Raw genomic sequence first — 17,813 nt, 5'->3', positions numbered from 1 at the left:
GTCAGGAGAGTATGCCTCTCCCGCAATCGACCCCGACATAAATGCAGTCTGCCATCTAAGCTGGACGGGGTTGGGCCGGCTCAGCGTGACGATTGAGGTTTCTGGAGCCCTTAGTCGAACAGGCCGGAGACCGACTGTTCCTGCGCGGTGCGGTTGATCGCCTCGCCAAGCAGGCCTGCGGTGCTGACCACGCGGATATTGTGCGCGGATTGCACACCGGTGGTCGGCTGGATGCTGTCGGTGATGACGAGTTCGCGCAGCTTCGAGGAGGCCACGCGGGCAACCGCGCCGCCGGAAAGCACACCGTGGGTGATATAGGCGGTAACGCTGGTTGCGCCCTTTTTCAGCAGCGCTTCGGCGGCGTTGCAGAGCGTGCCGCCCGAATCGATGATATCGTCGATCAGGATGCAATCCTTGCCGGAGACATCGCCGATGACGTTCATGACCTCGGATTCACCCGGGCGGTCACGGCGTTTGTCGACGATTGCCAGCAGACAGTCGAGGCGCTTCGACAGGGCGCGGGCGCGAACCACGCCGCCGACATCAGGCGAAACGACCATGACATTGTTGGTGTCGTAGTGGTCCTTCACGTCGCGGGCGAGAATGGGCGCTGCGAAGAGGTTGTCGGTGGGGATGTCGAAAAAGCCCTGGATCTGGCCGGCATGAAGATCGAGCGTTAGAACGCGGTCGGCGCCGGCTTCGGTAATCAGGTTGGCAACGAGCTTGGCGGAAATCGGGGTGCGGGGGCCGGCTTTGCGGTCCTGGCGGGCGTAACCGAAATAGGGAAGCACCGCGGTGATACGTTTTGCCGAAGAGCGGCGCATGGCATCGATCATGATGAGCAGTTCCATCAGATGATCATTTGCCGGGAAGGAGGTGGACTGGACGATAAAAACGTCCTCGCCGCGCACGTTCTCGCTGATTTCTACGAATATTTCCTGGTCAGCAAACCGCTTTACAGTGGCATTTCCGAGAGGAACGTTCAGATACTTGCAGATCGCTTCGGCGAGGTGCCGGTTCGAATTGCCTGCGAAAACCTTCATTGCGGCCGCCTGTTTCCATGCCATCGCCTTGCGCCACGGGGCTCAATCCACCGTAACCAAGCGTCGTTCAAGGGGGAGGAACATCCGGCCGAAAAGCCTTTGCCGGATACGCCTTGTTGCCATGCGCGCCTTAATAGCGCTGTTGCTTCCGATTGCAAGAGGACTCCGCGCTTTCGCAATGATTTTCGTGAAATCTCTATGACTTCTCCCGCCGTTTCACCTCATCCGCGTTGAGAATGCTTCCAGGACGTATAGTCGTTCAGTGTTTTTGCGGCGATATCCTGCATGGCCCTGTCGGTCACGGCGGCCCATGGATCGCTGCCTTTTGCCGCCACCGTCTGCTGCCCCTGCAGGCGATGCAGCCGCACACCATTGGCATCGAGAACGTCCCAGACGTAGACGATATTGACCTTGCTACCATCGGCGAAGGCGGAGAAATATCCCTTCAGGATGTTTTCGGCCGAATTGTCGTTTGAGGCGCGGATGGTCAGCCCCTTTGCCCGTGCTTCGGCACCGAGCTGGCGCGACAGGGGCGTGACGGCCTGAACGGGCGCGCCGATGATCGGCAGGAAGCGGATGGAATTTGCCGAAGAAGCGGGCGCGAGCGACGCCGTCTGCTGCGAGGGGGGCGCCGCGGGAGGCTGCGCCGCGTTTGGGGTCTGGTTAAGCGGTTCGCCATACTGGTTCCCGCTGGACATCGCCTGTGCCTGCGCCTGCAGCGAGTTTTGCGGCGCATAAGCGGGCACGGAGGTCGCGGTTGCCGGGGCGCCTGCGGGTGCGCGGTCGGCGGCGGCGGCCATCTGGTCGAGATCGCCCTGCGTTACCGGCGTCGATTGCGAGGCATTATTGTGGCCGACATTCACCTGCGGTGTCAGCGCTTCCGTCGTGTTGCAGCCCGAAAGGGCCAGCACCAGTACTGGAACAATGATGGCCGGAAAAAAGGGGGGGAACCCCGTCCGGCTCATGCGATTTTCCCTCTCATGTTCCGCTCCTTCTTGCCCCAAGGTGGCGCAATGTAAGGGCGGTTTTCCCGCTCTGTCAAACCCGGTGGCGATTTAAGCTGTGAGAAGATCGAGGTTATGGCGCGAGAGCGCTTCCGGGGCGCCCTCCGTTGTCAGATAGGTCTGGCCGAGCGTCATGGCCGTGCCGGAATCGGAATCCATCACGATCATATGCACGAAGAGCGTCATGTCGGCGGTGATTTCCTGCGGATTGCCGGCATGGAACATCTGGTGCTCCATCCAGGAAGGCGAGAAACGGGCGCCCAGCGAATAACCGCAGGAGTTCAGGCGGTGGCGAGTCAATCCGCGTTCATCCATCACGCGGGCATGCACATCGAAGACGTCTCCGAACGTCCTGCCCGGCCGCAGCACTTCCTCAATGGCGGTGATATTTTGCAGGCAGGCGCTGTAAAGCTCCTTCTGGCGGAAATCCTGTTCGCCAATCACCACCGTGCGCATCATGGCGGCATGGTAATGGGCGCTGACACCGGCCCATTCCAGCGTCAGCTGATCCTTCGTGTCGAGCCTGCGGCGTCCGGCCTTGTAACGGCAGAGCAGCGCATCAGCGCCGGAACCGACAATGAATTCATTGGCAGGATAATCGCCGCCGCCGGCCAGCACCGCACCCTGCATCGCGGCAAGGATCGCAGCCTCGTCCGCGCCTGGCTTGATGAGCGGCAATGCTGCATCCAGAGCCTCATCGGCCAGTTGCCCGGCCTTGCGGGCATAAGCGATCTCGGCCGGGCTTTTGACGAGCCTGAGCGTGCTGACGAGATAGGAGGCATCGCTCATCTGGCAGAAACTGGCGAGCTGGTTGTCCAGCAGGCGGGCAACACGGCCGGTCATGCCGTGGGTGTCGTATTCCACCCCGATCTTGGCGCCGAGCAGATCGAGATCGCTCAGCAGGTTTTTCAGATCGAGTGTGGGGTCCGCATTGGGCCGGTCGACCCAGATGAGGATATTGTCGATGACGGAGGTATTGCGGGCCTGCCGCAGATCGGCCGAGCGGGTCAGCAGCGTCATGGAGCCATCCGACTTGACCACCAGCGTCTGGAAGAAGCAGTAACCGAAGGTGTCGTAGCCGGTCAGCCAATACATGCTCTCCTGCGCAAAAAGCAGCAGGGCGTCCAGCTTCTCCTCGGCCATTTTCGCGAGCAGACGCTCGCGGCGGGCATCGAATTCCGAAAGCTCGAAATGCAGGGCCATGTTAGTCCTCCAGAATTGCGATTGCGGAAATCTGCCGGCCGTAATCGGGTTCGGCGCGGTGGGTGGTGCGGCGGTAGGAATAGAAACGATGTTCGTCGGGATAGGTGCAGAGGCCGAGATTTTCCGCCTTCACGCCAGCTTTCGTCAGCCGGTCGATGGTGAATTGCTTGAGGTCGAACAAGGCGTGGCCTTCTTTCTCCGTCGCGGCGAAATAATCCGCATAGGCCGGATCGATATCGGTGAAGCGCGCCACATATTCCGGCCCGACCTCATAATTATCCTGGCTGATCGAGGGGCCAAGCGAGGCGGCGATGCGCTCGCGGCTGGCGCCGAGCTTCACCATGGCCTCGATGGTGTTTTCGAGCACGCCGAAGAGCGCGCCCTTCCAGCCGGCATGGGCCGCACCCACGACGCCCGCCTGCGCATCCGCAAACAGGATCGGTCCGCAATCGGCGCTTAAAACGCCCAGCACGAAACCAGGCGTTGCCGTGACCATCGCGTCGGCCTGCGGACGGTTGCCGTCGTAATTGTCATCAACAACGACGACGTCGGGGGAGTGGACCTGATGCACTGTTGCGAGGCGATCAGCGGAAAGGCCGAACCATTGCGTCACGCGCCGGCGGTTTTCCTGCACCTTTTCGGGTTCGTCATGGGAACCGAGGCCGACATTAAGGCCCTGATAAAGCCCTTCCGAGACGCCGCCCTGCCGGGTGAAGAAGCCGTGGCGGACACGGTTTTCACCTGACGCGGCGAGCAGGGGAGACTGGAGCGGGAGCGGCAGCGTTGCGTTCTGCATGGTGGGGGAATTCCTTGGAGAATGTCGCTGTTGGCCAGTGGAGCAGGGTTAAGCGAGATGTTTCCTGTTGCCACGGCATTGCGTGGCGGTGTGATGCAGTGTGCCTGCTTCGTGTGTCGCGGCGATGTTGGCCCAGAGGTTATTACGCTGTCAATCCACCGCACGAAACGGCAGAAGATGAAGCGCGGGACTTGAAACGGCGATGACCTTGAAAAGTTCCCCCATCTTGCCGGCGCCTTCGCCGGCGAGGCGGTTCACCGCTTCGGCAATTTCAAGCGTCTGGTCGGGAGTAGCCTTGGCGGCAAGCGCGCTCGCCCTCTCCTTGAGGCCGAGGCCGTGGAGAAAATCGCCCTGTCTCAGGGCGCCGTTGACATGCACGCCGGTCGCTTGTGCCGTTTTGACGAGGCTTTCGAAATCCACGTGGCTGGTGAGATCGGCCTCGCCGGGATGTGCAAGCGGCGGGTCGAAGGCGTGGTTGCGCATGGCCTGTAGTGTGTCACCATAACCGGCGACCAGATGGCCGTAATCGATCGCAAGCGCTGTGCCACCATGGGCCGAGAGGCGCTGGCAGATCGCGGTCATCACGGCTTCGCGGGCAGGGGAAATCTCGAATATGCTGCCAAGCGGCTGCCGTTCGGGCTGCGGCGGCAGGAGTGCCGGGTCTATGCCGGCAAGGCCTGTCGAGAAAACGAGTTCGCCATTGGCATCCAGGCTGACAACCCGCTCGCGGAAACCCTGCGGCGTCCTGACGAATTGCCGGATCGGAATGGCATCGAACAGCTCGTTGGCGACAAGCAGCAGAAAACCATCCGGCACGTCGTCAAAACTGTCATGCCAGGTCAGCCGGTCCGCATGTGCTGTCAGCGTTTCCTTCTGGATGGCGGAAAGGCGGGGGCTGGTTTCTACCAAATGCACCCGCATCATCTCGTAAAGCGGCGGCGCGATGCGGCGGATGACGCGCAGCATGTCCGACATCATGGTGCCGCGGCCGGGACCGATTTCCACCAGCTGCGTTTGCGCCGGCGCGCCATGCCGCTGCCAGGCGTGGACGACGAAAACACCGAGCATTTCGCCGAAAAGCTGGCTGACTTCAGGCGCGGTGATGAAATCACCCGAGCGGCCGAAGGGCTCGCGGCTCTTGTAATAACCGTGTTCGGGATCGGCGAGGCACAGCGAAAAGAAGTCGGTGACGCTGAGCGGACCGTTAAGCCGGATAAGGGATTTGATACGTTGCGCGAGCGGTGTGGTCATGGGCGATCATACCGCTCAGGCGCTTTTCGTCGCGCTGCGTGCCCGCAGGACTGCCCAGAGGCCCAAAAGGAACATCGGCGTGGAAAGCACCATGCCCATGGTCAGCCAGTTGCCGGCGAGATAACCGATCTGGGCGTCCGGTTCGCGGAAGAATTCCACGAAGATGCGCGATAGCGCGTAACCGCAGACGAAGATGCCGGTGACGGTGCCGGGTGTTTTCAGCGCCTTGAAAACGTATATTGCGATTGCCAGGAGGATGACGAGGACGAGGCCTTCGAGGCCTGCTTCATAAAGCTGGCTCGGGTGCCGCGCAAAGGGGCCACCGGTCGGGAAGACGACTGCCCATGGCACATCGGCGATGCGACCCCACAATTCGCCATTGATGAAGTTGGCAATGCGGCCGAACAGCAGGCCGATGGGCGCAACGGCGGCAATGATGTCGAACATGCTCCAGACCGGAATGCCGTTCCGGCGGGCAAAAAGGATCATGGCGATCGTCGTGCCGATCAGGCCGCCATGGAACGACATGCCGCCATTCCAGATTTCGACCGCCCGGATGGGATTGGCGGCGACGGCTGCCATATCGTAAAACAGGATGTAACCGATACGGCCGCCAAGCACGATGCCGCCGGCCGCCCAGAGGATGAAATCGTCAAGATGCTGCGCCGAGATGGGCGAGGTGTCGTTCGGCCAGAGGCGATCCGTGCGGGCGAGGCGGCGGGCATAAAACCAGCCGAGCATGATGCCCGCGACATAGGCAATGCCGTACCAGTGGATCGCCAGAGGACCGATAGACAACGCTATCGGATCAATATTGGGGAAGGGCATGATGGCGAGGGAGGTAGGTGCGGCTATCAATCCGTATATATTCCGTCATCGTTGCTGGGCGGTCAACGGAGATATCCATTGCCTCAAGGGACCGGGCGATGATGCTCACCGGCCTCCTGACGCCAAGGAAAATGGCGATTGCGATGGCGGCGGTCAAGGGTGATTCTTTAAGCTGCGGCTTAAGATACCGAAGGCCTGCCAAGCTGTTGCGATTTTTCGATTTCGCTTGCAAGGCGGCGGTGGAGTGCCTACCTGAAGGCTAGCAACAGCGGGCCAGACGATGCCCCTGAACCGACGAAGGATGAGCGCCATGAGCACGACAAGCACCAATCGTTTTCTGGATGAATTCGCCAAGCTGATGACCGATGCGGCCGGCGCGGCGCAGGGCGTGCGCAAGGAAGCCGAGGCTGCTTTTCATGCGCAGGCGGATCGTTGGCTGAACAGCCTGGATGTCGTCCGGCGCGAGGAATTCGACGCGGTTCGCGAAATGGCCATTCAGGCGCGGGATGAAAACGACGCGCTGCGCGCCCGCGTCGAGGCCCTGGAAGCCAAGCTTTCCGCCGCCAAGGACTGATTTTTTCAGCATTTTTTTGAGAGGCCCCGGATCGCTTGCGATTCCGGGGCCTTTTGTTTTCGGGGTGTTTCGTTCGAAAGACTTGCGGTTGTTAAAAGCGGTCGTCTGACGCGATTTTTTTGTGCCTGTGGACACTTCCAAAAAACGCAGTCGGCAGAGTCGCTTAAGACTCTCGCCTGAGGTGATGGGGGAGAAGATATCCACTGCTCAAAAGGCAAAAATGGCAGGGGAGGGGTGGCAGCCGGACTCGGCCATTATACACTGATTTTAAATGATGATTCGAAAAGACCGGTAAGCTCCAGACAGGGTGAATGCGTTATTCTGGTGGTGTCGGGCAATCGTCTCAAATGTTTATCCCGGTTCGTATGTGCGTTTTGTGCCCGGCGTTCAAAACACGACATTCTGGCCGGCTGAGAAGGTGCCGCATGAGTCTGATAGAATTTGAAATTGAGCGTCAGTCCAATCCAGTGGACATGATCGAGATTGTCGCTGCCTCGAACGACTGGTCGTTCGAACGTTCCGGCGAAGACGAGATCGCCATGACGGTGGCCGGTCACTGGGCCGATTATCACGTTTCCTTCTCGTGGATGGAAGACTTCGAGGCACTGCATCTGGCCTGCGCTTTCGACATCAAGGTGCCGGACCAGCGCGTCAACGAGGTCATTCGCCTGTTGTCGCAGGTCAATGGCCAGGTGTTGATGGGGCATTTCGATCTGTGGCGGCAGGAAGATGTGGTGATCTTCCGCCAGTCGCTGCTTCTGGCCGGCGGTGCCGAGCCGAACAATCAGCAGGTGGAAGTGCTGCTTTCCAGCGCGCTTGAGGCCTGCGAGCAATATTATCAGGCATTCCAGTTCGTCGTCTGGTCGGGACTGGATGCCAAAAGTGCAATCGAAGCGGTCATGTTCGAGACCGTCGGAGAAGCTTGAGCATGGTGTACAAGGCTTCCGGTCCGCTTGTCCTCGTGGGGGCCGGCAATATGGGCGGCGCCATGCTTTCGGGCTGGCTGAAAAAGGGTGTGCCGGGATCGAAGGTCGTCGTCATCGACCCACGCCCCTCCGACGCCATGCGCACGACGATTGCGGAAGCCGGCGCGACCCACAGCGAAAGCGTGCCTGAGGGCGTCAAGGCCGGCATTCTTTTCGTGGCGGTGAAGCCGCAGATGATGGATGCCATATTGCCGTCGCTGAAGCCCCTGCTGGGTCCGGAAACGGTCGTTGTCTCCATCGCGGCCGGCACCACCATCGCCACTTTCGTTTCGCATTTCGGTGCGGTTGCCGCCGTGCGCGCCATGCCCAATACGCCGGCCATGGTCGGCCGTGGCGTCACCGGCGCTTATGCCAACGATCTTGTCACTTCCGAGCTGAAAACCGTTGTGGACGGGTTGCTGAAGGTCAGCGGTCCGGTCGAATGGGTTGAGGCCGAAAGCGACATCGACGCGGTGACCGCCGTTTCGGGAAGTGGCCCGGCCTATGTCTTCTATCTGGTGGAATGCATGGCGGAAGCCGGCCGCAAGGCCGGTCTGCCGGCCGATGTGGCTATGCGTCTGGCGCGCGAAACCGTGGCCGGTGCCGGTGAACTCCTGCATCAGTCCCCCGAGGAGGCGGCGCGGCTGCGCCAGAATGTGACCTCGCCGGGTGGTACCACGGCTGCCGCGTTGTCCGTGCTGATGGCCGAAGACGGCATGCAGCCCCTGTTCGACAGGGCCGTCGCCGCCGCAAAAACGCGCGCCGAAGAACTGGCGGGCTAAAGGAGCGGATCATGAGCGGCGAAATTTCCTATGCCGATTTCGAGAAGGTCGATATCCGCGTCGGCACGATCGTGGAGGCGGAGCCGTTTCCCGAGGCTCGCAAGCCGGCGATCAAAGTGAAGATCGATTTCGGACCGGAGATCGGCATCAAGAAATCCTCGGCGCAGATCACGGTGCATTATACGCCGGAAAGCCTGGTCGGCCGGCAGGTTCTGGGCGTCGTGAATTTTCCGCCGCGGCAGATCGGCCCTTTCCGCTCCGAAGTTCTGACGCTCGGTTTTGCCGATGCGAACGGCGATATCGTGCTGGCCGCGGTTGAACGCCCGGTGCCGAACGGCGAGAAGATGTGCTGACGGCTGTTTGCAGTTAGGCCGGAATCTTGACGATGACCCGCAATCCGCCCATCGGGCTTTCATCGAGCGATACGTCGCCGCCATGGCTGCGGGCGATATCGCGAACGATGGAGAGGCCAAGGCCCGTGCCCGAGGCATTGAGGTTACGCGCCTCGTCCAGCCGGAAGAACGGCTTGAATACATCCTCGCGGGAGATTTCCGGAATGCCCGGACCGTCATCGTCGAAGGTCATGATGATGGAGCGAGGCGCCTTGCGGATATCGACGTGGAGATTGCTGGCGTAACGCCGCGCATTTTCGGCCAGATTGGCGACGAGGCGGGAAAGCGCGTTCGGCCGGGCGATGATCTTTTCGATATTATAGAGTTCATAGCTGAATTTCTTGCCATGCAGCTCGAAATTATGGCCGATCTTTTCCAGAAGTGCCGGAAGCTCCAGTGTGCCGACATCCTCTTCGACCTCTGTGCGGGCGAAGGTCAGATAGCCCTCCAGCATCGACTGCATGTCGTCGACATCCTTATCAAGCCCTTCGAGGTCGGGATTGTCGCCGGCGAGCGCCAGTTGCAGCTTGAAGCGGGTGAGAATGGTGCGCAGGTCATGGCTCACACCATTCAGCATGGCGGTTCGCTGCTCCATCTGCCGCTCGATACGCTCGCGCATCAGGATGAAGGCGAGACCGGCGCGCCGCACCTCGTCGGCGCCGCGTGGGGAATAGCCGCTGATCCTCTGGCCCTTGCCGAAGTTTTCGGCCGCCTTGGCAAGCGCTTCGATGGGTTTGATCTGTCCGCGCAGGAACAGGATGGAAATGGCAATCAGCACCAGTGACGCGCCGACCATCCAGACGAGGAAGATATGGGTATTGGAGGCATAGGCGGAACTGCGGCTGGTGAAGACGCGCAACGTCTTGTCTTCCAGCTGAACACGGATTTCCACCAGCGAGCCGTTGCCATAAGTGTCGATCCAGAACGGTCTTCCGATTTGCTGTTTCAACTGATCGGCAAGGATCCTGTCGAGGATCGAAAACAGCGGTTCGGGTTTGGGGGCCGGCAGATCGGTCTTGGGCTCGATATAGACGCTGAGGTCGAGTTTCTCTCGCGCGATGCGGATGACGCGCTGATAATCGTCTTCTTCGGGGTCGGTCTGCAGAAGCTCGATGACGGCAGAGATATCGCGTGTCACGGCGGCGGACAGGCGCTCCGTCACCAATTGCCAGTGACGTTCCATGAAGACAGCCGCGACCACGGCCTGAAGCAGGATCATCGGCAGGATGATGATGAGCAGCGAGCGGGTGTAAAGGCCTGTTGGCAGCCAGTGGCGCAGCCATCTGCCGGCCGAGCGCCATGCCTTTGCCACGGGACTTTTTTTGAACGTGTCGAAAAAATCGAGGCTCACCATGGTCGTGCGTTCGCCCTTCGTTAGCTGCCCGTTAGTCCACGCTCAGGCGGTAACCGATGCCGCGCACCGTTTGCAGATAGACAGGATTGGCAGGGTCGTCCTCGATCTTGCGGCGAAGACGGTTGATCTGCACGTCGATGGTTCTTTCACCCACTTCCGATTCCGCCTCCACCAGCTCGTGGCGGGGAATGGTATCGCCGGCGCGCAGGGCGAAAAGCAGCATGATTTCCTGTTCGCGATCCGTCAGCCGGATCGTTTCGGCACCGCGTCGCAATTCCCTCTTCGGAATGGAGAAGCTGTAGGGGCCGAACATGATCTGTTCGATCTTGAGCGTATCGGGCGAGGTGTTGCGCCGCAGGATGTTGTTGATGCGCAGGACAAGCTCGCGCGGATCGAAGGGTTTGGCGAGATAGTCATCGGCGCCCGCTTCCAATCCGGCAATGCGCGAATCCGCTTCCGAACGGGCGGTCAGGAGAATGACCGGTACGGATTTGTTCTCGTTCAGCGAACGGGTCAGCGAAAGCCCGTTTTCGCCGGGCATCATTACGTCGAGGATGAGCAGATCGAAACGGATGCCCACCATCTTGCGCCGGGCTTCGGCCGCGTCGCCGGCCACGGAGACGCGATAGCCCTTCTCGCCAAGGAAGCGTTGCAGGAGATTGCGAATGCGGGCGTCATCGTCGACGATCAGCAGATGGGCCGCATCGTCATCCACCGGCACGCGGTTGGTCGGAGCTTGTGCCATCGTCATTCACCCTCCACGCTTGTCGGGCTGCGCATCTGCGCCAGGAACTTGCGCACGCAGGCGCGGGCATCCGGTCCCAGGCCTTCCAGCGCGCGGTCGATGCGGCGCGATTGCGGTTCGCTGAGCGCCAGCGCCAGTTCGCGGCCGGTCAGAGTCGGGTAAAGCCTGCGCTGCCGGCGATCTTCAGGGCCGGCCATCTGGCGGATGTAACCATCGTCGATCAATTGCTTGAGCACGCGGGCGAGGCTTTGTTTGGTGATCTGTAATGTGTCAAGCAGATCCGCCACCGTCATGCCGGGCTGCCGGCTGACGAAATAGACCACCCGGTGATGCGCCCGGCCGTAATCAAGCTTAGACAGAATGACGTCGGGATCGGAGACGAAATCGCGATAGGCGAAAAACAGCGCCTCGATGGTGTCGAAGTCGATCTTGCCGTCGTCAACCTTCGGGAGTGCCGGTGTCTGCCTCGCGGCGGCGGTTTTGAGCGATTGCGGTGGCACTGCGGTTCCTTCATATCCTGCGGCTGTCTGATCATAGGCTGACAGGCGTCGATGCGCCTATATTCTGTAAACATAGCCGAAAATGCGTCCCCTCGGGAGAATGCCGCCGATCATTTTCTGTTGCGGTGGATAATATGGCGCGGGTGCGGGTGCAACTGGAATCCTGAGTGGCCTTTACCGGAAATAGAAAAGAGCGCGGAAACTCCGCGCTCTCCTTCATTTTTTGCCGTGATGGTGGTGTTACTGGTAAACGTAGACGATACGACGGGTCGAAGGTTCTACGAGAACCGGGACGTCATTCACCCGGACATACCGGTACTGATAGTCGGGAACTTCAACCATACGGGTATCTGCGGGCAGAACGCTGCCAATGGCGATGTCGCCGTCGTAGGTGACGGTGTCGGCAGGATGCTCGTCCATATAGGTGATAACCGATTGTGGCGGATCAACTTCGCCGACGCGGCCAAGGTTCGGGTCACCCGGATTCGGCTCTGCCTGAACGCTCGCGGTCTTTTCATAGGTCACGACAGGCACGCTGAGGTCCGAGCGGCGCTGTTCCAGAATGACCGGCGAGCCCTCATACATGACATTCAGGTAGTCGGCATGAGCCCAGCCGCGAAGGCCGTTGACTTCGATGCGGCACCAGCTGCTGCCCTCCATGCAGCCATCCAGAACGGCGTTGCTGCCGCGGGTGGCAAGGCCCAGTTCAGGGTAGTCTTCACCGGGGCCCGAGCGAACGGAAATATCCGATGCTGTCGTGGCGACCATGGCGGCGTTTGCGTAACCCGCCATCAAGGCGAAGGCGCCGCCAGCGATCAGCATTTTAAGCGTCTTGTCCATGTGTCTCACTCCTTTTAAGACTGGTGCTACAACGTCGCAGCCAAGAGGGCGTTCCACATTTTTCGCCGGAAATTGTCGCAGCGAGCCCAAAAATTCCTGTTATCTATATGTATTATATGGTGATTTTTTTGAGTGGCGGGGCTGCTGAAACGGGTATCTTTCCGTCGCCATTGTGCCGCAACCGGTCGCGGGCTATAGGAGGCGGACCCTTTCAGACAGGAGATACGGGATATGGGAAAGTTGCAGGCAGGCATTATTCCGGTCACGCCATTCGAGCAGAACTGCACCATCCTGTTCGATCAGGATACCAAGGAAGGTGTCGTCGTTGATCCCGGCGGGGATGTGGACGTCATTCTCCAGGTCGTTGCTGAAAACGGCATCACGCTGAAGGCAATATGGCTGACGCACGGGCATCTTGACCATGCCGGCGGTGCCGACGAACTGCGCGAAAAGCTTTCCCTGTCGGTCATCGGGCCGCATGAGGATGACCGGCCGCTGCTGGAGAGGATCGAGGTGCAGGCACAGAAATACGGCATCAGCGGTCTGAAGAACGTCGAGCCGGACACCTGGTTGAAGGATGGCGACAAGGTCTCCTTCGGAGACCACGTCTTTGAGGTCTATCATTGCCCGGGCCATGCGCCCGGTCATGTCATCTATTACAACCGCGAGCAGAACTTCGCCCATGTCGGCGACGTCCTGTTTTCGGGATCGGTGGGGCGCACCGACCTGCCGGGCGGAAACCACGAGCAATTGATGGCGTCCATTCGCGACAAGCTGCTGCCGCTGGGTGACGACGTGGGGTTTATCTGCGGCCATGGCCCGGGCGGGCGGCTAGGTGAGGAACGGCTCAACAACCCCTATCTCAAGGGGCTTTGAATTGGCGAATAGAGGCCTGCAGGGCGCATAAAAAAACCCGGCATTCCTGCCGGGCTTCAACTAGAAAAGAAAGCCGTTTTAGGGTTAGCCAGCAATCTGCAGATTGACTGCCTTCGGGCCCTTGCCGCGACGATCCGGTTCCGTGTCGAAGCTCACTTTCTGATTTTCTGAAAGTCCGGACAGGCCAGAAGCCTGTACGGCAGAGATGTGAACAAAGATATCAGCGCCACCATTGTCTGGCTTGATGAAGCCGAAGCCTTTGTCGGTATTGAAGAATTTTACGGTGCCAGTTTCGGCCATGCATCAGGTCCTTTTCGCTCTGCCCGCGTTCAGCTACAGGCAGCATTACAGTTTTGCCCCGCGTGGGCGTTGGCAGGCAGTTCTTGACTATTGAGAAAATGGACCTTCGCAGCGGGAAGTAATGGCGTTCTCATCCAACGTTTTTCGTCCCACCGCCCGAGGTTTATAGCGTCCCCGGTGCGCACATTTATAGGCCTTCCCATGCTCGCAAATTGCCCGAACCGCGGTAGATTGCTGCGTTTATCGAAAATTGGCAAGCAAAAGTTTTCACGGGCTTTTTGTCAGATAAAAAACCTCCGGTAGAATTACACCGGGAAATCGCACATTTTTTTCGCATAAGCGATAATTGATGAAATAATTGTCGTTTGCGGCGGACTTTCCCGGCAAAATTTTTAACGCGCAACCGGAATTCCCTGCGAAAACAGAAAAATCCGTTCTCTCCGTGTCAGGACGCTTCCGCCACGATTTTCTGCCGTTTGCGCGTCAGTTCCGGCACCAATTCAACGATCAGGATGGCGATGAAAATGATCAAGCAGCCAACATAACCAGCGCTGGAAATGGTTTCCTTGAGGAAGATCGAGGCCATCATGGCGCCGAAAAGCGCCTCCGAGGACAGGAAAATCGCCGCCTGCGGCGCCGTGGTGTAACGCTGGCCAATGACCTGTAGCACGAAGGCGAGGCCGGAAGAGACGAGGCCGACGTAGAGAATTTCCATCATTGACGCCTCGATAGCCGCCAGGCTGATCGGTTCGAAGACGACACCGATCATGCAACTAAGAAGAGAGCAAACCGCGAACTGAGTGAAGGAAAGCGCTAGCGGCCGTCCGCTTTCGGAGACGAAGCGTCCCGCGAGCGTGATCTGGATTGCCCAGAAGAAGGCGCAGATGATGCTGAGAATATCGCCTTTCGTCAGCGTCTCGAAGGCGCCGCCGGAGAGGAGAAATATGCCGCCGAGCATCATCAGCGCGCAGGGCCAGACGACCCAATGGGGATGACGGCGGTAAAGCACGACGGCGATGACAGGCACGAAGATGACGTAAAGCCCGGTCAGGAAGCTTGAATTGGTGACGGTCGTGGTCAGAAGGCCGACCTGCTGGGTGGTGGCGCCGCCGAACAGGGCCAATCCCACCAGGATGAAGCTGCCGATTTCACGCCGGCGCGGCGGCGATTTCAGCGAGCGTGTTTCCATCAGCGCGAAGGGCAGCACCGCGATGGCGGCGATGGCGAAACGCAGGCTGACGAACCAGAATGGGCCGATCGAGGCCATGGCGGAGGATTGGGCGACAAAGCCACCTCCCCAGATCGCTGCTGCGAGGAGAAGCAGCATATTGGCCTGAACACGCGTCATGAGTTGGCACCAGCACAGCAGGGGCCGGGAACATCGTCCAGTCACGGCCGTGGCAAACAGGGGATTTTTTGAAATGCCGATCCAAAGTTTCGGACGACTGTTTCCCGGGTGCTTTAGCAGCAACCTGCCGGTGCCGCAAGTCGCGGTGGGAGCGGCTTTATTTGTAGCGTCGGGCCTCATCCTTCAGGCTGCGCCGGGTCAACGTCAGGCCGCCAATGCCGAGACCGATAAAGGCTGCGGCTGAAAGTATAATGAGCAGAAGGTGAGAGCCGGCCTTGGTGGTTGCCGCTACCTGCGGAATGGCTGAGGTGTGCAGGGTGTCGAGTGCTTCGGTGGCCGCATTGGCCGAGGTTGCGATGCCGGCGGCCATGGTAACGATGACAAGAAAAGCCGCAACGGCCATCCAGAGGGAAAACAGCGTTCTCTGCGCTCTTAACCTTTCAACGGAAGTCCGATCGTTGGTAAACATGGCTGTCGCCTCTTGTCCCTGTTCTTAAAGGATAAAAGAGGCCCGGAAATGGACGGCTTGGAGACCGAATTCTGGCGTTCCGCGGCATTTATTGCGGCCATATTGTGGCAGAGCCACTTGGGGAGGCTATTTCTCCAGCAAACGGCGTCAGAGGCCGCGTTTTCCGAAGGTTCTGACCTGGCGCAGCGGATGCGGATCGGGCGCGCGGTCTTCCCGGGAAAATGCCGGTGCCGCCGTGTATCTCTCCGCCCTTGAAGGGGAGAAATATTCGCTGCCGAGTTCCGGGAAGCGCGTATCGAAACTTGTCGGTGCGAGTTCGGGTTTTGCCAGAACATAACCCTGCATCAGCAGGACGCCGAGGTCTTCGCACAGATCGACCTGCCAACTGGTTTCCAGCCCTTCGAATACGGGCTCTATGCCGTCCTCGCGGAACTGGCGGACGATGACACGCAGGAGGGCGGCGCCGGCTGAATTCTGCATGAAATCACGCACCCAGCCCGCTTCGAATTTGACGTAATCCGGCTTGATGAGCTTGACGCGGTCGATGTCGGAATCGCCGGCACCATAGTCGTCCAGCGCCACGCGGAAACCGATATCGTGCATATGATATGCGAAGTCGGCGACCATCTGGGTTTCGGAGGCCTTTTTCTCCGAGATTTCGCAGACGATGCGGTCCGCCGTCATGCCCGCCTCATGTGCGGTCAACCGCATGCGCTCCACTTCCTGCCGCATCTTGGCCGGGGTCTGGAACAGGCCAGGATGGAAATTGACGAAGATGCGGGCGCGGGAACGGTTGAGCTTGCCGGTGTTGAGGATATGGATCGTGCGCAGGATGCTGTCGATATTTTCGATGTCTTCAGATGCCACAAGCGAAAAGAATTCGCCCGGCGTCACCGGCTCGCCATTGCGGTAGGGCCGCACCAGACCTTCGAAGGAATCGATATCAAGCATGCCGCTTGGCGTGCGACGGAAAATCGGCTGCAGGGCCGATTTCAGGTTGAAGGTTTGATAGGCCGTGGACCATGTGCCATCGACCTCGCGGACAAGACTGGAAAAGATGCTTTTGGGCGCCATTTTTCAACCAGCTATAGAGACACGACCCCTAGGCTCGCCAATGTAGCGTATCAAGCGTTACTTCCGGGTTAAGGAAGGTTTAAATTCTCCGCCGGTGCAGATAAGCCGGCTTTTGACCTTGAAACTATGTCCGTCTTTCGACATAGAAATTGCCGTAGCAGACAAGATTTCCAGCCTCTGCCGATGTCAACCCCAATAGGACCGATTAAAAATGGCCTTCCTTGCCGACATTCTCTCCCGCGTAAAGCCATCCGCCACCATCGCCGTTACCCAGAAAGCCCGTGAGCTGAAAGCCAAGGGTCGCGATGTGATTAGCCTTGGCGCCGGCGAGCCGGATTTCGATACGCCCGATAATATCAAGGAAGCGGCCATTGACGCTATCAAGCGCGGCGAAACCAAATACACGCCGGTTTCCGGCATTCCCGAACTTCGCAAGGCGATTGCCGACAAGTTCAAGCGTGAAAACGGCCTCGACTACAAGCCGGAACAGACGATCGTCGGCACCGGCGGCAAGCAGATCCTCTTCAACGCCTTCATGGCGACGCTGAACCCCGGTGATGAGGTCGTCATTCCCGCGCCTTACTGGGTCAGCTACCCGGAAATGGTGGCGATCTGCGGCGGCACGCCGGTTTTCGTCAACGCCACTCTCGAAGACAATTTCAAGCTGAAGTCGGAAGCACTGGAAAAGGCGATCACGCCGAAGACCAAGTGGTTCGTCTTCAATTCGCCCTCCAACCCGTCGGGTGCGGCCTATTCGCATGACGAGCTGAAGGCGCTGACGGACGTGCTGGTCAAGCATCCGCATGTCTGGGTGCTGACGGACGACATGTATGAGCACCTGACCTATGGCGATTTCAAATTCGTCACCCCTGTGGAAGTCGAGCCTTCGCTCTATGACCGCACGTTGACGATGAACGGCGTTTCCAAGGCCTATGCCATGACCGGCTGGCGTATCGGTTACGCTGCCGGCCCGCTGCCGCTGATCAAGGCCATGGACATGATCCAGGGCCAGCAGACCTCGGGCGCAAGCTCGATCGCACAGTGGGCTGCTGTCGAAGCGCTGAACGGCACCCAGGATTTCATTCCGGAAAACAAGAAGATATTCGAAGGCCGTCGGGATCTCGTCGTTTCCATGCTCAACCAGGCTAAAGGCATCAGCTGCCCGTCACCGGAAGGCGCATTCTACGTCTACCCGTCCTGCGCCGGCTTGATCGGCAAGACCGCGCCGTCGGGCAAGGTCATCGAGACGGATACGGATTTCGTTTCCGAGCTTCTGGAAGCCGAAGGCGTTGCCGTCGTGCAGGGATCGGCTTTCGGCCTTGGCCCGAACTTCCGCATTTCCTACGCCACGTCGGAAACTCTTCTCGAAGAGGCCTGCAAGCGCATCCAGCGTTTCTGCGCCGATTGCCGCTGATCGGCCCGCTATATTGTATAAAGAAGCCCGGCAGCGATGCCGGGCTTTTTCGTTT

At 59.5% G+C, this 17,813-nt stretch carries 20 protein-coding genes; 6 read left to right on the top strand and 14 right to left on the bottom strand.

Translation table 11 applies throughout. The features are described from left to right. Window positions 1–110: 110 nt before the first annotated feature. The 6 genes from NYR50_RS09535 to lgt all read right to left on the bottom strand — a co-directional run bounded on the left by NYR50_RS09535 (window position 111) and on the right by lgt (window position 6,125). Complete coding sequence (locus NYR50_RS09535; RefSeq protein ID WP_010972147.1) at window positions 111–1,043, bottom strand: ribose-phosphate pyrophosphokinase; 933 nt, start codon at window positions 1,041–1,043, stop codon at window positions 111–113. Window positions 1,044–1,264: 221 nt separating this feature from the next. Next, entirely contained in the window at window positions 1,265–2,008 is a 744-nt protein-coding gene (locus tag NYR50_RS09530; RefSeq protein ID WP_418135754.1) for a hypothetical protein, read from the bottom strand. 90 nt (window positions 2,009–2,098) lie between these two features. Further along, a complete protein-coding gene (locus NYR50_RS09525) occupies window positions 2,099–3,250 on the bottom strand; it encodes a M24 family metallopeptidase (RefSeq protein ID WP_418135753.1) in 1,152 nt (383 codons plus the stop codon). A gap of 1 nt (window position 3,251) precedes the next feature. Next, window positions 3,252–4,046, bottom strand: coding sequence for a peptidoglycan editing factor PgeF (gene pgeF, locus NYR50_RS09520; RefSeq protein WP_174008945.1), 795 nt, complete (start codon window positions 4,044–4,046; stop codon window positions 3,252–3,254). 150 nt (window positions 4,047–4,196) lie between these two features. Continuing rightward, on the bottom strand, window positions 4,197–5,297 hold the full coding sequence (locus tag NYR50_RS09515; protein WP_174008944.1) for a class I SAM-dependent methyltransferase: 1,101 nt from the start codon (window positions 5,295–5,297) through the stop codon (window positions 4,197–4,199). A 15-nt stretch (window positions 5,298–5,312) separates the two neighbouring features. Beyond that, on the bottom strand, window positions 5,313–6,125 hold the full coding sequence (gene lgt, locus NYR50_RS09510) for a prolipoprotein diacylglyceryl transferase (protein ID WP_174009136.1): 813 nt from the start codon (window positions 6,123–6,125) through the stop codon (window positions 5,313–5,315). A 310-nt stretch (window positions 6,126–6,435) separates the two neighbouring features. On the opposite strand from lgt, the gene NYR50_RS09505 reads away from it, so the two are divergent. From NYR50_RS09505 to NYR50_RS09490, 4 genes are all read left to right on the top strand, one after another. Next, entirely contained in the window at window positions 6,436–6,699 is a 264-nt protein-coding gene (locus NYR50_RS09505) for an accessory factor UbiK family protein (RefSeq protein WP_418135752.1), read from the top strand. Between the two features lie 425 nt (window positions 6,700–7,124). Then, window positions 7,125–7,625 (top strand): YbjN domain-containing protein, encoded by a 501-nt coding sequence (locus tag NYR50_RS09500; protein WP_006311131.1) that lies wholly within the window; start codon window positions 7,125–7,127, stop codon window positions 7,623–7,625. Window positions 7,626–7,627: 2 nt separating this feature from the next. After that, entirely contained in the window at window positions 7,628–8,446 is an 819-nt protein-coding gene (gene proC / locus NYR50_RS09495) for a pyrroline-5-carboxylate reductase (RefSeq protein WP_174008942.1), read from the top strand. A gap of 11 nt (window positions 8,447–8,457) precedes the next feature. Further along, window positions 8,458–8,799 carry a tRNA-binding protein gene (locus NYR50_RS09490; RefSeq protein ID WP_092770846.1) on the top strand — a complete coding sequence of 114 codons (342 nt, stop codon included), beginning with the start codon at window positions 8,458–8,460 and terminating at the stop codon, window positions 8,797–8,799. Window positions 8,800–8,812: 13 nt separating this feature from the next. On the opposite strand, the gene NYR50_RS09485 is transcribed toward NYR50_RS09490, so the two are convergent. From NYR50_RS09485 to NYR50_RS09470, 4 genes are all read right to left on the bottom strand, one after another. Continuing rightward, the gene (locus NYR50_RS09485) at window positions 8,813–10,192 is read right to left on the bottom strand and encodes an ATP-binding protein (RefSeq protein ID WP_418135751.1); all 1,380 of its coding nucleotides are present in this window, start codon (window positions 10,190–10,192) and stop codon (window positions 8,813–8,815) included. Window positions 10,193–10,223: 31 nt separating this feature from the next. After that, entirely contained in the window at window positions 10,224–10,937 is a 714-nt protein-coding gene (locus tag NYR50_RS09480; RefSeq protein ID WP_418137282.1) for a response regulator, read from the bottom strand. A gap of 2 nt (window positions 10,938–10,939) precedes the next feature. After that, window positions 10,940–11,437: a MarR family winged helix-turn-helix transcriptional regulator gene (locus NYR50_RS09475; protein ID WP_006316379.1), complete on the bottom strand. Its 498-nt coding sequence runs from the start codon at window positions 11,435–11,437 to the stop codon at window positions 10,940–10,942. A 240-nt stretch (window positions 11,438–11,677) separates the two neighbouring features. After that, window positions 11,678–12,277: a DUF1236 domain-containing protein gene (locus NYR50_RS09470; protein ID WP_174008940.1), complete on the bottom strand. Its 600-nt coding sequence runs from the start codon at window positions 12,275–12,277 to the stop codon at window positions 11,678–11,680. 231 nt (window positions 12,278–12,508) lie between these two features. Between NYR50_RS09470 and NYR50_RS09465 the strand changes: the two genes are divergently transcribed. Continuing rightward, on the top strand, window positions 12,509–13,153 hold the full coding sequence (locus NYR50_RS09465) for an MBL fold metallo-hydrolase (RefSeq protein WP_418135750.1): 645 nt from the start codon (window positions 12,509–12,511) through the stop codon (window positions 13,151–13,153). 84 nt (window positions 13,154–13,237) lie between these two features. Here NYR50_RS09465 and NYR50_RS09460 read toward each other — a convergent pair whose 3' ends face one another. The 4 genes from NYR50_RS09460 to NYR50_RS09445 all read right to left on the bottom strand — a co-directional run bounded on the left by NYR50_RS09460 (window position 13,238) and on the right by NYR50_RS09445 (window position 16,344). Then, window positions 13,238–13,453, bottom strand: a complete 216-nt coding sequence (locus NYR50_RS09460; RefSeq protein ID WP_003494703.1) for a cold-shock protein — start codon at window positions 13,451–13,453, stop codon at window positions 13,238–13,240. Window positions 13,454–13,898: 445 nt separating this feature from the next. Continuing rightward, on the bottom strand, window positions 13,899–14,801 hold the full coding sequence (locus NYR50_RS09455) for a DMT family transporter (protein ID WP_418135749.1): 903 nt from the start codon (window positions 14,799–14,801) through the stop codon (window positions 13,899–13,901). Window positions 14,802–14,958: 157 nt separating this feature from the next. Continuing rightward, window positions 14,959–15,270 (bottom strand): hypothetical protein, encoded by a 312-nt coding sequence (locus NYR50_RS09450; RefSeq protein ID WP_236776999.1) that lies wholly within the window; start codon window positions 15,268–15,270, stop codon window positions 14,959–14,961. A gap of 147 nt (window positions 15,271–15,417) precedes the next feature. Continuing rightward, the gene (locus NYR50_RS09445) at window positions 15,418–16,344 is read right to left on the bottom strand and encodes an EAL domain-containing protein (RefSeq protein ID WP_418135747.1); all 927 of its coding nucleotides are present in this window, start codon (window positions 16,342–16,344) and stop codon (window positions 15,418–15,420) included. 211 nt (window positions 16,345–16,555) lie between these two features. Here NYR50_RS09445 and NYR50_RS09440 point away from each other — a divergent pair, with 211 nt between their 5' ends. Further along, on the top strand, window positions 16,556–17,758 hold the full coding sequence (locus tag NYR50_RS09440) for a pyridoxal phosphate-dependent aminotransferase (RefSeq protein WP_418135746.1): 1,203 nt from the start codon (window positions 16,556–16,558) through the stop codon (window positions 17,756–17,758). The last annotated feature ends 55 nt before the right edge of the window (window positions 17,759–17,813 follow it).

Source organism: Agrobacterium sp. El2ro-1b, assembly GCF_048298475.1.
GTDB classification, from domain to species: Bacteria; Pseudomonadota; Alphaproteobacteria; order Rhizobiales; family Rhizobiaceae; genus Agrobacterium; species Agrobacterium fabrum.
The sequence above is the reverse complement of the archived record's forward strand: the minus strand, read 5'-3'. Positions and strand labels throughout refer to the sequence as shown.

What these genes read in the sequence shown, in the direction of transcription:
- NYR50_RS09470 (WP_174008940.1), bottom strand. Translation starts at nt 12,277, where the DNA reads ATGGACAAGACGCTTAAAATGCTGATCGCTGGCGGCGCCTTCGCCTTG.
- NYR50_RS09485 (WP_418135751.1), bottom strand. Translation starts at nt 10,192, where the DNA reads ATGGTGAGCCTCGATTTTTTCGACACGTTCAAAAAAAGTCCCGTGGCA.
- NYR50_RS09535 (WP_010972147.1), bottom strand. Translation starts at nt 1,043, where the DNA reads ATGAAGGTTTTCGCAGGCAATTCGAACCGGCACCTCGCCGAAGCGATC.
- NYR50_RS09455 (WP_418135749.1), bottom strand. Translation starts at nt 14,801, where the DNA reads ATGACGCGTGTTCAGGCCAATATGCTGCTTCTCCTCGCAGCAGCGATC.
- NYR50_RS09460 (WP_003494703.1), bottom strand. Translation starts at nt 13,453, where the DNA reads ATGGCCGAAACTGGCACCGTAAAATTCTTCAATACCGACAAAGGCTTC.
- NYR50_RS09530 (WP_418135754.1), bottom strand. Translation starts at nt 2,008, where the DNA reads ATGAGCCGGACGGGGTTCCCCCCCTTTTTTCCGGCCATCATTGTTCCA.
- NYR50_RS09500 (WP_006311131.1), top strand. Translation starts at nt 7,125, where the DNA reads ATGAGTCTGATAGAATTTGAAATTGAGCGTCAGTCCAATCCAGTGGAC.
- NYR50_RS09480 (WP_418137282.1), bottom strand. Translation starts at nt 10,937, where the DNA reads ATGGCACAAGCTCCGACCAACCGCGTGCCGGTGGATGACGATGCGGCC.
- NYR50_RS09505 (WP_418135752.1), top strand. Translation starts at nt 6,436, where the DNA reads ATGAGCACGACAAGCACCAATCGTTTTCTGGATGAATTCGCCAAGCTG.
- NYR50_RS09525 (WP_418135753.1), bottom strand. Translation starts at nt 3,250, where the DNA reads ATGGCCCTGCATTTCGAGCTTTCGGAATTCGATGCCCGCCGCGAGCGT.
- NYR50_RS09440 (WP_418135746.1), top strand. Translation starts at nt 16,556, where the DNA reads ATGGCCTTCCTTGCCGACATTCTCTCCCGCGTAAAGCCATCCGCCACC.
- NYR50_RS09450 (WP_236776999.1), bottom strand. Translation starts at nt 15,270, where the DNA reads ATGTTTACCAACGATCGGACTTCCGTTGAAAGGTTAAGAGCGCAGAGA.
- NYR50_RS09445 (WP_418135747.1), bottom strand. Translation starts at nt 16,344, where the DNA reads ATGGCGCCCAAAAGCATCTTTTCCAGTCTTGTCCGCGAGGTCGATGGC.
- proC (WP_174008942.1), top strand. Translation starts at nt 7,628, where the DNA reads ATGGTGTACAAGGCTTCCGGTCCGCTTGTCCTCGTGGGGGCCGGCAAT.
- NYR50_RS09465 (WP_418135750.1), top strand. Translation starts at nt 12,509, where the DNA reads ATGGGAAAGTTGCAGGCAGGCATTATTCCGGTCACGCCATTCGAGCAG.
- NYR50_RS09490 (WP_092770846.1), top strand. Translation starts at nt 8,458, where the DNA reads ATGAGCGGCGAAATTTCCTATGCCGATTTCGAGAAGGTCGATATCCGC.
- NYR50_RS09515 (WP_174008944.1), bottom strand. Translation starts at nt 5,297, where the DNA reads ATGACCACACCGCTCGCGCAACGTATCAAATCCCTTATCCGGCTTAAC.
- pgeF (WP_174008945.1), bottom strand. Translation starts at nt 4,046, where the DNA reads ATGCAGAACGCAACGCTGCCGCTCCCGCTCCAGTCTCCCCTGCTCGCC.
- lgt (WP_174009136.1), bottom strand. Translation starts at nt 6,125, where the DNA reads ATGCCCTTCCCCAATATTGATCCGATAGCGTTGTCTATCGGTCCTCTG.